At 51.4% G+C, this 14,469-nt stretch carries 10 protein-coding genes and 1 tRNA gene; 5 read left to right on the plus strand and 6 right to left on the minus strand.

The annotated features are described in order from the left end of the window. Positions 1 to 111 precede the first annotated feature (111 nt). The 4 genes from FKCLFG_RS06620 to tssA all read left to right on the plus strand — a co-directional run bounded on the left by FKCLFG_RS06620 (position 112) and on the right by tssA (position 4,801). Positions 112 to 188: transfer RNA gene (locus FKCLFG_RS06620), tRNA-Arg, on the plus strand. Between the two features lie 315 nt (positions 189 to 503). Further along, on the plus strand, positions 504 to 707 hold the full coding sequence (locus tag FKCLFG_RS06625; RefSeq protein ID WP_010398811.1) for a cold-shock protein: 204 nt from the start codon (positions 504 to 506) through the stop codon (positions 705 to 707). Between the two features lie 230 nt (positions 708 to 937). After that, positions 938 to 3,529 (plus strand): ATP-dependent chaperone ClpB, encoded by a 2,592-nt coding sequence (gene clpB, locus FKCLFG_RS06630; RefSeq protein ID WP_472615426.1) that lies wholly within the window; start codon positions 938 to 940, stop codon positions 3,527 to 3,529. A 219-nt stretch (positions 3,530 to 3,748) separates the two neighbouring features. Further along, complete coding sequence (gene tssA / locus FKCLFG_RS06635; protein WP_472615427.1) at positions 3,749 to 4,801, plus strand: type VI secretion system protein TssA; 1,053 nt, start codon at positions 3,749 to 3,751, stop codon at positions 4,799 to 4,801. Between the two features lie 27 nt (positions 4,802 to 4,828). Here the strand turns inward: tssA and FKCLFG_RS06640 are convergent, their stop codons facing one another. From FKCLFG_RS06640 to FKCLFG_RS06665, 6 genes are all read right to left on the minus strand, one after another. Continuing rightward, positions 4,829 to 5,611, minus strand: coding sequence for an OmpA family protein (locus FKCLFG_RS06640; RefSeq protein WP_472615807.1), 783 nt, complete (start codon positions 5,609 to 5,611; stop codon positions 4,829 to 4,831). Between the two features lie 4 nt (positions 5,612 to 5,615). Then, complete coding sequence (tagF, locus tag FKCLFG_RS06645) at positions 5,616 to 6,602, minus strand: type VI secretion system-associated protein TagF (RefSeq protein ID WP_472615428.1); 987 nt, start codon at positions 6,600 to 6,602, stop codon at positions 5,616 to 5,618. Continuing rightward, positions 6,599 to 10,453 carry a type VI secretion system membrane subunit TssM gene (gene tssM / locus FKCLFG_RS06650; protein ID WP_472615429.1) on the minus strand — a complete coding sequence of 1,285 codons (3,855 nt, stop codon included), beginning with the start codon at positions 10,451 to 10,453 and terminating at the stop codon, positions 6,599 to 6,601. The genes tagF and tssM overlap by 4 nt, the downstream gene beginning before the upstream one ends. A gap of 26 nt (positions 10,454 to 10,479) precedes the next feature. Next, positions 10,480 to 11,949 carry a hypothetical protein gene (locus FKCLFG_RS06655; RefSeq protein ID WP_472615430.1) on the minus strand — a complete coding sequence of 490 codons (1,470 nt, stop codon included), beginning with the start codon at positions 11,947 to 11,949 and terminating at the stop codon, positions 10,480 to 10,482. Between the two features lie 46 nt (positions 11,950 to 11,995). Beyond that, a complete protein-coding gene (locus FKCLFG_RS06660) occupies positions 11,996 to 12,259 on the minus strand; it encodes a PAAR domain-containing protein (RefSeq protein ID WP_472615431.1) in 264 nt (87 codons plus the stop codon). Between the two features lie 87 nt (positions 12,260 to 12,346). Next, the gene (locus FKCLFG_RS06665) at positions 12,347 to 13,186 is read right to left on the minus strand and encodes a M15 family metallopeptidase (protein ID WP_472615432.1); all 840 of its coding nucleotides are present in this window, start codon (positions 13,184 to 13,186) and stop codon (positions 12,347 to 12,349) included. Between the two features lie 155 nt (positions 13,187 to 13,341). Here FKCLFG_RS06665 and FKCLFG_RS06670 point away from each other — a divergent pair, with 155 nt between their 5' ends. After that, on the plus strand, positions 13,342 to 14,271 hold the full coding sequence (locus tag FKCLFG_RS06670) for a hypothetical protein (RefSeq protein ID WP_472615433.1): 930 nt from the start codon (positions 13,342 to 13,344) through the stop codon (positions 14,269 to 14,271). The last annotated feature ends 198 nt before the right edge of the window (positions 14,272 to 14,469 follow it).

Raw genomic sequence — 14,469 nt, forward strand, 5'->3', positions numbered from 1 at the left:
TTCAGCATGTTTTTGTTTTCAGAATAAACGGTAGCAGAATGTTTAAAGTTGAAAGTGTTCGCGAAACATAGTTCTTTCAATCGAAAATATCATGCTATAATTTATTTTTTCGCGGCTGTAGCTCAGCTGGATAGAGTACTTGGCTACGAACCAAGGGGTCGTGGGTTCGATTCCTGCCAGCCGCACCAGTATTTAAAGCCGTTAGTGATGCGAATCACTAACGGCTTTTTTGCGTTCAACGTATAAACGCTTCATCTGCTTCTACATGATCCAAGTTGCTCTATCGCGCCATGTTTATTTGCTGTGAATGCAAGGTTTTAAGTGCGGGTATTTTGTGACGGTGCTTAAACAAAATCAGGCTGCTAGGTTTTTTTAAAACTTATAGAGTATAATTCCTCAATCGTTGAGATTCGAGCGAGTAGTGCAGTATTAGTCTGTCATTCCTTTCTTGCTTCAAACGATTTAACGGGTATATGCCCAACTTAACTGAAATAGGAATTGCAATGGCAACTGGTATCGTAAAATGGTTCAATGATTCTAAAGGCTTCGGCTTCATCACACCTGATGAAGGCGGAGAAGATTTGTTCGCTCACTTTTCAGCGATTCAATCGAATGGCTTCAAGTCTCTGCAAGAGAACCAACGTGTGTCTTTCGAAGTAACTGCTGGCCCTAAAGGCAAGCAAGCTTCGAACATTCAGCCTATCTAACGCTGAATACAGCGAGATAGAAAAAACCCCGGCTTGCCGGGGTTTTTTTTCGTCCAGAGAAACACCACATTCGGTTTGTTTTGTATGGCTCTTGCGATTTGTCATATAACAATGCCAGCAATACAGCGGCGTCCTATTATCAAAGTTGATAAGAAAATAGGTGCACGTTATCGTGCTTGAAAATACATTTTTTAGCCTTATTTCACCCTATATACATGATTGGAGTACATATGCGTGCTGATAAATGGACGACAAAATTGCAAGAAGCCCTTGCAAATGCCCAAAGTCTGGCGGTGGGTAACGATAACCAATATATTGAACCGGTACATTTGTTAGCGGCCTTGTTGGATCAGGACGACGGCGGCGCGCGCTCCCTGATGCAGCGGGCTGGGGTGAATATCGGTAGACTTTCAGCCGCACTGAAAGGGTCAATCGACCGTTTGGCGAAAGTAAGCGGCACCGGGGGCGAAATGCAGGTCGGGCGTGAGCTCGGCTCTTTGCTTAACTTGGCTGATAAGGAAGCACAAAAACGCGGCGATCAGTTCATCGCAAGTGAAATGGTGCTGCTGGCGATGGTGGATGACAAATCGGATGCCGGTAAGTTGTCGCGTGAGAACGGCTTGACACGCAAGGCATTGGAAGCTGCGATTACTGCGGTGCGCGGTGGCGCCAACGTGAATTCGCAGGAAGCAGAAGGGCAGCGCGAAGCACTCAAGAAATATACGGTGGATCTAACCGAGCGCGCCAAGATGGGCAAGCTTGATCCGGTGATCGGGCGCGATGACGAAATTCGCCGCGCCATTCAGGTGCTGCAACGCCGCACCAAGAACAATCCTGTTTTGATTGGTGAGCCGGGCGTGGGTAAAACTGCCATTGTGGAAGGTTTGGCGCAGCGCATCGTCAATGGCGAAGTGCCCGATAGCCTGAAGAACAAGCGCGTACTTTCACTCGATATGGCGGCCTTGGTCGCCGGCGCGAAATATCGCGGCGAATTTGAAGAACGGTTGAAATCGGTCCTTAAGGAGTTGGCGCAGGATGAAGGCCAGACCATCGTGTTCATTGACGAACTGCACACCATGGTGGGTGCCGGCAAGGCCGAAGGTGCAATGGATGCCGGCAATATGCTGAAACCTGCCCTGGCGCGCGGCGAGTTGCATTGCGTTGGCGCCACCACTCTGGATGAATACCGCAAGTATGTTGAAAAAGATGCCGCACTGGAACGGCGTTTCCAGAAGGTTCTGGTGGATGAGCCCAGCGTGGAGGCGACCATCGCCATCTTGCGCGGCTTGAAAGGAAAGTACGAAGTGCATCACGGGGTTGAAATCACCGACCTGGCCATCGTCGCTGCAGCGGAGCTATCGCATCGCTACATCACCGATCGCTTCCTGCCGGACAAGGCAATCGATCTGATCGACGAGGCAGCGTCCAAGATCAAGATCGAAGGCGATTCCAAGCCGGAAGTAATGGACAAGCTTGACCGCCGGATCATCCAGCTGAAAATCGAGCGTGAAGCGGTCAAGAAAGAAAAAGACGAAGCATCACTTAAACGTCTAGGTCTGATCCAGGATGAAATTCTTAAGCTTGAGCGGGAGTATGCTGACTTTGAAGAGATATTAAAAGCGGAAAAGGCTAGTATGCAGGGGAGTACCCATATTAAGGAAGAGATCGAGAAAACTCGCTTGCAGATGGAAGAGGCGACTCGCCAGAGCGACTGGCAGAAAGTTTCGGAGTTGAAATACGGTAAATTGCTGGAACTGGAAAAAGCGCTGGAAGAGCAGACGCAGCAAGATGCGCAAGTCGATAAGTTGGTTACAGGCAAGCCGAGATTGTTGCGTACCCAAGTTGGCGCGGAAGAAATCGCTGAAGTGGTGTCGCGCGCGACCGGCATTCCAGTCGCGAAAATGATGCAGGGCGAACGCGAAAAACTACTGCACATGGAAGATGCCTTGCATCAGCGCGTGGTGGGACAGCATGAAGCAATTGTTGCCGTGTCGGATGCGATCCGGCGTTCGCGTGCCGGTCTGGGCGACCCGAATCGTCCCTACGGTTCGTTTATGTTCCTCGGCCCGACAGGTGTCGGCAAGACCGAGTTGTGCAAGGCGCTGGCTACATTTCTGTTCGATACCGAAGAATCGATGATTCGTATCGACATGAGTGAATTCATGGAAAAACATTCGGTAGCGCGCCTGATTGGCGCGCCGCCAGGCTACGTCGGTTACGACGAAGGCGGTTATCTGACAGAAGCTGTACGGCGCAAACCGTATAGCGTGATCTTGCTCGATGAAATTGAAAAAGCGCATCACGACGTATTTAATGTGCTATTGCAAGTGCTCGACGATGGCCGTATGACGGATGGTCATGGGCGTACCGTAGACTTCAAGAATACGGTAATCGTGATGACTTCCAACTTGGGTTCCCATAAAATTCAGGCGATGGAGGGCAGTGATCCGGCATTGGTAAAAATGGAGGTAATGGCGGAAGTGAGAGCGCATTTCCGTCCGGAATTCATCAATCGTATCGATGAAATCGTGGTATTCCATGCGCTCGATGAGAAGAATATCGGCGCCATCGCCAAAATCCAGCTGAAAATTCTGGAGCAGCGGCTAGCGAGTATCGAAATGGCGCTCGACATCTCTGACGAAGCATTGCAGAAAATTGCGGAAGCGGGCTTTGATCCGGTGTATGGCGCACGGCCACTGAAACGTGCCATTCAGCATGAAATCGAGAATCCGCTCTCGAAACTGATATTGCAGGGGCAGTTTGGCCCTAAGGATGTAATCAAAGTCGGTGTGCATGAAGGACGATTTACATTCATGCATTGACCAGTTGTGGCGAAAAAAAACCGCCGACAGACACGGAGTGTGATATTTGTAGCCCCACTTGGTATGACTCAAACTTTGATACTCTTTCACATGAAAACTTTTTCTTTTGATAGAGACAGAAGTTTCGGAGCGACCAACGTAAAGGTCAATCCTTGGTGAGTCCACCGGCAAAGCCGGGGGTTTACTTTATTTAATTAAATTTCAGGAGTCAGCGTAACTATGCCCGCGGTCAGCCAACAATTTAATCCAATTAGTGATTCACAACCTTGTGGCGACGATTTATCATTTTCCGCAGACCTTGATGCGATTGCGGAGGCGCGTCGTTTTGACGACCCTACGCTCGATCAAGGCGAATGGGTAACCGCACTCAAAGAGGCCGACTGGAACTTTGTGGTGCAACACTGCACATCATTACTTACTTTAAAAAGTAAGGATTTGCGTCTCGCCGTCTGGTTTGCGGAAGCCAGTGCCAAGATAAAAAAATTTCGGGGTCTTGGCGATGGCTACAGCTTGATTAGTGGACTGTGCGACAATTTTTGGGAAAATCTCTATCCGCTGGCGGAAGATGGTGATCAGGAAAGAAAAATCGGTAATCTGAGCTGGCTGCTCTCTCGCTCGGTGCAATTAATCCATGAAATGCCGATCACGGAAGGCAAAGGCACGTCGTTCTCAAGCGCCGATTTTGAGTCGGCACGTACGCGGGCTGCGCATGCTGAAAAAATAGCCGCAGAAGGCGGTACGCCTGAGGAGGGGCTAAAGTTGGCGACCTTCGAAGCGACACGACGTAAAAGTTCGCGCGGATTTTATGAAGAGCTGCTGGTGGATTCGCATTACTGTCTGGCCGCATTGCTCCAAATGGAAAAATCGGTCGATGTACGATTGGGCGTTGATGGGCCGGGGTTTTCCGCTGCCAAAGAAGCGTTGGGTAATGTGATAATAACCATCGAGCGCTTTGCTGCGGACGCCGGGATCAAGACGCAAAATGCTGAATCACTACCTACCGACTCAGGTGCGGGCCATGCACCCGCACATACAGCGTCCAATGGTCCAATCCAGACCCGCGCACAGGCACTTGCGCAACTGCGAGCAGTCGCGGAATTTTTCAGACATACCGAGCCGCATAGCCCCGTCGCTTATCTCGCAGAAAAAGCGGCGAATTGGGGCGATTTACCTTTGCATGCTTGGCTCCGGACAGTCATCAAAGACAGTGCTTCTCTGGCGCACGTCGAAGAGTTACTGGGCTTGCAAATCGCTGGGTCCGACGATCACTGACGGACGCCAGGATCGCGCGGAAAAAATTTACTGCGCGATCCTGAATTCAATGCGCCGATTACGCGCGCGTCCACTGGATGAATCATTGCTTGCGACCGGACGATCCGGCCCTTGCCCGGATGTGGACAGCAAGCCTTCGTTGATACCTTTATTATTGAGATAAACTTTAACCGCATCGGCGCGTGCTTGGCTCAACGCTAGATTGCTCGCGCGCAGACCACTGCCGTCGGTGTGGCCGATGATTTCCACTTTCTTTCCCTTGAATTTTTGTAACGCGACAGCCATCTCATCCAGGATGGCTTTCCCCGCTGGAGTGAGCGTAGTCTGGCCACTTTCGAACTCGACAATGCGGTTCGCGAGCGTATTATCCAGAACACTTTGTTCGGATACGGACGCGGACACGCGCAAGCCGTTGTTGACGGTATAGGTCGGATTGAGATTGGTGGCGATCTCGCTGGCGATTTGCTGACGTTGCGCTTCGTTGGCGACTTCGCCGCGCACGCTCACGGCATTGCCATCGATTTTCAACTGGCCGCGGCTGATGAGCTTTAGGTTCGGGTTGATTAATTTTTGGACATAACCATTCCAGTTCGACGGCAACACGACGGAACCGATGGCGATCTGGTCGACCACTTTGTCCGCTCCATATAATTCGCGCAAACGCACGAGTACGCTGGCTTTACTGGCTTCGTCGGGTACCGTACCAGTTATAAGAACCTGCCCCGGATTGGGTGTTGCAACAGGCGGGGTAACATTTTGTGCCCATCCAAGGGCGGAGATGAAGTACAGAGTGATACACAAGCAACGCATGGCGTTAGGCTCCAATAAACGCTTCACGAAACGAATCGTGAGCGGATTTCAAGGACAGGTTAGGTTGCGACAGATAGCTGGATAATTTTTTGACGCCATAATCGGTGTCAAGCTGGTCCTCGATCCAGTCGGCGTCTTCGAATGCAATATGATGCTCGGCACCAATTTGTGGATTGATGATCGCTTGTAGCGTACGGGCGGATGCCCCGCTGAAGCCGAGAACCATACTGGGCTTGTTCTCTATTCGTGTGAAAAACATGGCAAGCTCAAAATCGGCGCGGTGCAAGAACGGCGTGATCAGATGCATCCAGAATGTAGCGACTAAATAGCGGTACACCGGATCGTTTGGCAGCGGGAGAATAAGACTTTTTTCCAGGCGACTGGAACTGCTTGCCATCACAGGTTGCAGCAACAAACCGAGCGCTAAAAGCAGTTGCCGTGAGGTTCCTTTGAAGCCTGATTGCATCAACAGCGCATCCAGCGCACCGATGGTTTGCATATCGAGGAAATCAGAAAATGCGGCATCATAGGCTACTGTGTTGAGTTCAAGAGCGACCACCGCTGTTGCCAGATTTTGTAGCGACGTTGTTGGATCGTTTGCAGTCATTAAATCTTCTGTCAATAGTTCAAGCCGAGTCCATAGGCGCGACAGTATCATCGGACTGCGTTTGACGAATTCGTAGGGTTCATCGATATCCACTGCGCTCATTGATATAAATGGAAACCGTCGTTGTGCCTGGTCGGAGCTAGCGAACAGATGGCCTGCAATAGACCGCACGCTTCTTGGGCCCATGAAAGCAAAATGCAATGGCTTGACGTCGTCGTAAATAATTTTCCAGCGGGGATCTGCAGATAGCAGATCCATCGACTGCGCCAACCAGTTATCCAGCAAGGTGATCAACGCGATATTGTCAGTCGCCTTGATGAAGTCTCCGTGTGAGGGAATTTTTCCGAAATAGCCAACTTTGGTTTGTGTTGCGATGCTACTCATTGGGCCACTCCAGATGCGCGTGGTACTACTGGCGCGATTGCATCTGCAATCGCAGAATTGGGAACGGTGATGGTGGTAGCGGCCGTCTGAACAACAGGTGCAGACGCGCCACCGGCAATCGATTCAGGTAATTTCATGCCGCGCAAGCTTGGTGTGGTTCCTGCCTCGGAGGTGGCGCCTGATACTTGGGGGCTGCTGATGATTTTCAGATCAACCGACACCGAGGCGCCGCCACCGACCCAGTTCAGTTCAAAAACGCCGCCGGCCTTGCGCTTGCGGGTAGCAGAATTGATGAGCCGTTCAAGTCCGAATCGGCCTGGCTGATTGGCGACTTCAACGGTGCGACCGTCGAAGGTAACAGCGGTTACGCGCGCGCCGGGTATGCCCTGAGGATTAGGCCAAATAAAGTTGGTCCATTGTGTCTGTGTATTGCGGTAACGCAGTTGCTGCCCGTCGATTTCAATCGTATATTCCAACGTGCCGGGAGCAGGTAAGGGCTGAATCTGGAATACGGACTGCGAATCGGCTGTTCCACCAGTTGGTGCTGCCGACCCTGCTGCACCTTGCGGGGTGACCCAGCCGGCGAAATTACTGACGACAACTGGCGACAGATTGATACCCATGTTCGCCCATGTCTTCGGTGCAAGCATATCGCCGCGCCGAATCACCAGTGGCCCCATTGATGTTGTGACAAATTTCGCGATTGCACCGTCAGCACCGAAGATTGCGCCGATTTCGGCATTGTTTGCCTCAATCTTTGAATCCGCTGTGAACGGATACTTTCCGGCCAGAGTTTTCTGGAAAGGTTCGTACACTTGTGCCAGCCAGACCTTGTTCATTTCATTTTCGGTCGGTTTAATGATGACTGTGAACGCCTGTATCAGCGGCCGCACCAGCAGCGGTCGGATCGACAGTTTTTGTGAATCGGTCATGCCAGTCAGCATTTGCTCATCAACATATTTCAATGCATCGGACAACTCGGAGCTGCTGCCTTCGAGTGTTTGCTGCATCAATTGTTTTGCGCCGGGCCCTGTGTCACCTTGATTTTTAATGAGATTAAAACGCGTGCGCAGCTTGGACAAGGATTCCATGTAGCCGCGCATCAACGATGATTCCTTATCCTTGCTGACAACAAGTTTGGCTACACCTGCGAACTCTTTGCCGACCGGTCCCATAGGAATATCACCGGTGGGCGCGGCCATGTTGACGTTGACAGGTATTGGCGTCTGCCGCAGGATCGCTTCCTTGAACCAGCCGATGAAACCGCGCTGGGCGCGCAACAAGCCTGCATTAACTAGCGACGGGTTGTCCCAAGACGTTTCCTGATACACCGCGTTGACCAACTTGTTGATCGGGGACGTCAATGGATCGCCAAGGCGGTTCATTGCCGTCACGGCAATATCGAACCCATTCAAATCAGCTACTGCCACGCCCTGCACGAACTTCTGCCATTCCTTTGCATATTCAGTCTTGTACTGGTTGACCAATGCTTTCTGGATTTGCTCTGGGCTACCTTCCAAAGTCAGGTCGTCCTTGGATGCGGTTTTTAAAACCCAATCGGCGCTTTGTAGTTCTTTATTTGCAGCTTCCTTGAAGGCATTTTCAACGAATTTTTCCCATGCATCACGAGTGAATGTTCCTGAAATCGCATAACTACCGACTATCAACCCCTTATCCTGATCGCCGACAATACGGGCTACTGTCATGCTTGGGAAACGGGTTGATGCACGCGCCTTGACATCAGCATACACACGGTCACGCGCCGGCATACCGCGCACCACGCGGCGCAGATTTTCGCGTGTTTGATCAACCAGCGATAGTTTGCGATCCATCGTGGGCCACGACGGATCGTTGATTTGTCCCAGCGAGAAACTTATCAAGCGCTCGGCACTGCGAATCATTTGTTCGCGTGGCATCGTACCCCGATGACTCTCAAGCCAGCCACGCCAGAAGCGCGCCAATTGATCGTTAAGGTGACTGGTTTCGGCGCGCGACTTGTCGCTCAGCATCAGATAGGTCTTGAGCGCGTTATAGGCATCTTCCACGCTGGCAGGCGATACATCCTTATATGGATGGGCACTATTGCCAGCTGCCAAACGAGTGTCAGATGTGCTTCCAGAAACCGACACTCCCGCAAACTGCGGCGGTTGTGTCATCGGTTCTAGTTTGTCTGTGCCGCTATTAACTTCAGCCAGAAAGGCTTCAATATTGGCGGCAACCGGTTTCAGCATTACTTCTTTAATACCTGAGTAATATTCCTCGCGCAGTTTGCGCTCCAACAAATCCCCTTGATAGAGCCCCAGACCGACCGACAGCGGTCGGTCGGTGTGAAATTTATCGAGCTGCTCTATACGATCCTGTAGGATTTCCAACGCTTCAAAGCGGGATTGCAAGTCGAGACGTTTATCTTGCAACTTCACAATTTTATCCAGATCAGCCTGGACATTGGCGACCAATTGTTTGTTGCCGATATACGACCAGCTCCATCCGCCCAGCGCCAACCCAACGAACGCTGTTGCCGCGAAGAAGGCGGCATAACGCAGCTTCGTCTTGTTCGGACTTGCGTATTGAGATACTAATTGCTTGTCGGCGAAAATAACTTGTTTGAATAAATTCAGTAGGAAGAATCCGTGCTTGGAATAAATTTCAGGTTGCTCCTGCGGCTGCAGTTTCAAGCCGAAACGATCAGCGATGCGCTGTGACGACGCGCTGACGGCTGTACCTTCCTGCAATGCGCTGGTGAAATAAAAACCGCGGAACACCGGTTTGAATTGAAATGGATTTTCCTCAAACAGCGTGGCGACAAACGAGCGCAATACGCCTTTGAGCGACGAGAACTCGAGAGGAAAAGTTAGCACGCCAGGCGCCATGCGCTCTCCTCGATTCATGGCCATGCTGGCCAGACTCATTTCCTTCAAGCCGTCATACAGTTCATCGAAGCGAGCGTCGAAGAAGCTCAAAACTTCCTGGCCTGTATTGTTGCGGTTATATGGCAGTGTCGCGCCCCAGACTCGATCTCTTTCGGTGCGTTCGCTGTCAAGGAAAAATTCATTGAAGCCGGTGATCAAGTCTGCCTTGGTAAACATCACATAGACAGGCGCAAATACTTCAAGCCGTTCGGTGAGTTCCTGGACACGCTGGCGCAGACTCTTTGCCAGATTAATGCCGAATTCAGGTCGATTACCAGTCAATTCCGCAATACTGACCGCGATGATGATGCCATTGATCGGTGCTTGCTTGCGATGTTTTTTGAGCAGGCTCAGGAAGCTGAACCATTCTTCACGATCCTCGTCGTACACTGAATATCGGCCTGCAGTATCGAGCAGAATGCCGTCGGTCGTAAAGAACCAGTCGCAGTTGCGTGTGCCGCCAATACCTTGAATGATCTTGCCATTCTTATTCGCAAACGGAAATTGCAAACCTGAGTTGGTGATGGCTGTGCTTTTGCCGGCGGCAGGATTGCCGATTACCATATACCAAGGCAACTCATATAGCGCTGACGCACCGGAGGTAAGGCCAAGCTTCGAATTCTTGATCGTTGTAATCGCTTCCAGCATGCGCTTGCGTACCGCTTCGACTTCATCGCGCTTGATGCTGTCGGTCTTCGATGATGTCTTGTCGGCTTGCCGCTCCAGCATGTCTCCAAACTGCTGTGATGCCTGCCCGGCACGCCAGCGTTTGAATAGCCAGAACGTTAACCACGCTACGAGTGCCGCAAGTAGGATGATCGCGACCCAGATCGCGGTGATTTGTAACGCGCGGGCACCGAGAAACAGGAACGCGGCAAGTGCCGCGAAACCGATGATAACCAATGTGCGCGTGTCAGTGAGGAATTGCCAAATTCTTTGCATAAGGGAGACGTGGTTTTAGGTTGAGTTTAATGAATATTTAATGCAGTTATTTGCGTATCAATCGTGGCCTTGATGAACGGGCCTACGACTACAGTGCTGCGATCGAAGGCATCCTGATTACTGGCACACAAAATAAAAGTCGTATTTGCGGTCGCCTCGTGGTGCGCAAGCGCAAGAGCAGTAAGACTTGACACTGCGCCGGCTGCGCCGCAGTCTGCAGCAATTTTCATACATTGGTCGTTGAAATCGAGCTCTGGAAAAACCGCGTGGCTTAGGCTCATCAATTCGATCATTCGGCTGCCACGGTGGTCGCTGTCTGTAATCAGCATGGTAATTTTGTCTGATGTTGTGTCCGCGATCAGTAGGGCATCCCGGGCCAATTCAGATAGCAGTTCCGCACTCACTTGGCCGTTTGCATCCGCAGATTTTTCACGACGGCCTTGAGCGGCACGATGGATCGTCGCAGGAAATTCGGCGTCCATCAGCGTTGCCTGGTTTTGATCGGCGAGTAGTAAGCCGGCCGCGCCTTCTCCAGGTATTTGCCCTGTGCTGCCTTTGCCTTTCAATAACTGCCCGGCGGCATCCCACTCGCTGACGCTTTTTTCGCCGATAAACGATTCGAAAGCAATTAGCAGGCAGAAGCAGGGCAGCGATTGACGGTGCGAGTGGACAGACAGTCGATCAATCAGACTGAACGGCTCGGTGCGGTTGCTAGTCATCATCGGGCTGATCAGAATCTTCTCTGTCGGCCAGCCGTGCTGTTCAATCAGATGCATTAACCAGCTGGCGACCGTCTTACGCACGTCGCTTGGCCAGCGATCTGGAAACACAGGTAGCAACTGCAGCACGGGTAGTTCAATGGAACTACGTTTCGTGGTGTCTGCATTTACATAGTCAGTCAAATATGGGTGAGTCAGCGCCTGACTTACCAGTTCCACCAAGACGTCGCTCCCCATGGCTAGCGCGCGCAACTGTTCAGCGGTCCATGCCGGTATTGGCATATTTGCAGAGTTGAGCCATGCTGCAATCACTTCTGCCGCCGCGTCGCCATCGATGTCACTAATGCGTCCAGTACGTACCGGAAAACCATTGGAGTCTGTTAGTTCAGTGTCCAGCTCGAGGCGGGCTTCTTTTGATTTCAGCGCGGCCGCCAATTCATCGGAACTTTCGCCGTGCGGTGAACGCAGTGCACTTGCGAGGATTGCCAGTGTCCAGGTCCGCTCCTGTTTGTCATCGCGTGACGGCGGATTTGCATCATCGGGTTGCGGCGTGGCGGCAGCTGCGACACGTGCTGCAGCGCTGGCAGCTATGGCCACTGTCATCTTGCGAATCAGCCAAAGGCCGAACAAAAAGCTGACTGGCAGGACGAGTAGATAGAGAACAACTTCGGAGGAAGTCGGCATGCGGTTCGTGCTGCGCCAATACACCACCATCAAAATCCAGACGGTGACGAAAATGGCGCACATAAACAGACCGCGCATTAGCAAAGCGCGCATCAGTTGCAGTCTTTGAATTCAGTAATTCGCATAGGACGACCGTATCTCAATCAGTCGTCGCGGTTTGACTCGCAATCAGAACAGCACCGCATGCAGTTGTATCGCCGGCACGGGCTATGGCGGCCCCATCGATGATCAATGTCACATCCCCGGTTGCGATCGCGTTAGTGCCATGCCCACGGATTGGGCAGGTGACTTTATCACCGACACGGGCGACCCCAATATTTCCGGCGAAGGTCTGGCCGGAAGCTTCTACAACGGTGCCGCCGTGTGAAGTCTTGTCGCCTAAAACGATAAACGCTTGTGCCATGTAATTCCTTAATTTTTTTTTGCAACATTGATTATTCGCAACATTTATTATAAAGCGCGTTATAAGCAATACGTTTCTTAATGAACATTATTTTCTTATCACGCCTTGCACGCGCAGTTCGGTATGGCCGAAATCCATCATCTTCCAACGGCCGCCCCAAGTCAGACCGACCGATTCAGCTACTTCGCCATACAGGCGATACCCTTCCATTGCCCAAGAGTCTTTTTCGCTGATAACCAATGTCCCGTTACGCACGAAGGCACAATCTGCAGCGAGACCGTATTGGTGATAACTCTTAAAAGCCGTAGCCTTCGTGACATGCTCGCCGAGGTTGGCCAGCATGTTCTGGCGCTCAGGGCTGCGATAGCCCTCGATAATGGCCATGTCATATCCGTGTTTTTCTTTCATAATTTTGAAAATCAGCAATAGGCGCTGTGCGTAATCATTGTTAAGCAACTGCCAGTTTCGGCTCGCATTGACCAGCATCGGGCGCACCTGCATCACTTCTTGCGTAGTGAAAAAATCTGGTGGCAATGGTGGCGGCGGGGCAAGTTGTTCACCCTTGAGAAGTTCCGCCACTTGCAGATTGGCACCCCGTCCAGAATCCTCAAAACCTTGCAGCATCGACTTACTACTGAGCATCAAAGCGACGAGGGGAGGAAGTGCAATCAGGGAAATTGCAACAATGCAGAGCAGGTAATGTCGGCGCAAGCCGCGCGCCCAGCTAAACAACGATGCGCTAAGCGACGCTAAAGCGAGGCTCCGAGCTTTGTCTTTCGATTGCTTCCAACGCCTCAAGCTGTCGCCAATTTTCGCTGAGACGCCACCGATCAGCCGTAGCGTCGCCTCTCTCGTGGCAGGAAATAAAACTAGCCAAATCACACTGCAAGCCAACAAAAAATAAAGGGCGAGAACAACGAAGAGCACGAATATCCTTGATATGACGTATTTATCGCAACTTTTGCGAAAAATAACTTGGTAGATTGTTAATCCATATGGATGTCGTTACAATCCAGTATAACTTATTAAGTTTCCATAGAAAAACAAAAATTGCTTATTAGATAATTTAAGGAGTATGCATTTTGCAGCAATCCGAACCACAAAAACGTATCGCGGCCAAGCCAAGTCTCTTATCGCCGTCTGACCAAAACGACACGGGAAACGTGCGGATACTAAGCATGCTGTCGCATGGCAGCTCGCCGCAAGCGGCGTCAAGTCCTGTTCGGCGACGTTTGGGATTGTTTGCATTTGTGTTCGGTTTGGTCGCGATAGCTGTTGCAGGGACCTTGATGAGCGGATTCGACAATACGCTTACGGTTTTGGCTCCAGCCGGCATTCATACCCAACCGGCACTCGCGGACAGTGCCGGTACCAGTGCCAACACACCGTCGCAGCCGCTTGCAAGTCTTCCGGATACTGGCAAGAGCGACCTAACAGCCACGTCGGCGGCCGCGACGATCATCACAGACGCACCCACCGCACTCGCAAAAATTGATGGACACAATAATCTCACGACTGTTTTGGAAACCGGCGTCAAGCCTCCACCAGCAGCACTCCAGAGCGCACTTGAAGCGTCATCCTCCTCAGCTCCGGTAAAGCCGGTTGCGGTTGTGCATGCACCGCAGGTCAATCGCGTCACCAGCGCCAAAGCGGATAAACACCCCGCAAAGCCAGGCAAGCAAGCCGCCAGTCAAAGCAACAACCTGGTTGACAGCGACACCAAATTAATCGCGGCCCTGGTGGCATACTCGACAGAGCGCGACCCAAAGCAAACAGCAAAAAATGTCGTGCCCGTCACTAAGCCAGACAACTTGGCGAACAACAACAACGGCACTGAGGCAAACGCCCAATCAACCCAACACAATCAAGACGTCGTTGCGCGGCAGATGGGCGACAGCACAGCGTCTTTACTCCAGCGCTGTAAAAGCCTCGGTTTTATCGAAGGCGAATTATGCCGCTTGCGCATTTGCTCCGGGCGCTGGGATAGCGATGCGGCCTGCAAGGCCAAATAATCTCAGCTGGTGATATCGGGTGATTTGCGCATCCGTAGGCATCTGCACCCACCCTAAAATAACCGTTCAATAAATATTTTATATTTACTGGAGTATATTTAACATAAGCATTAATAACATGCGGAAAATGCATTAAAAATAGTGATACTCCATGTTTTTGTAAAATGGTTTCCCCCGCTCCGCTCTGCACCAGAACAC

Source organism: Gelidimonas denitrificans (genome assembly GCF_055694065.1).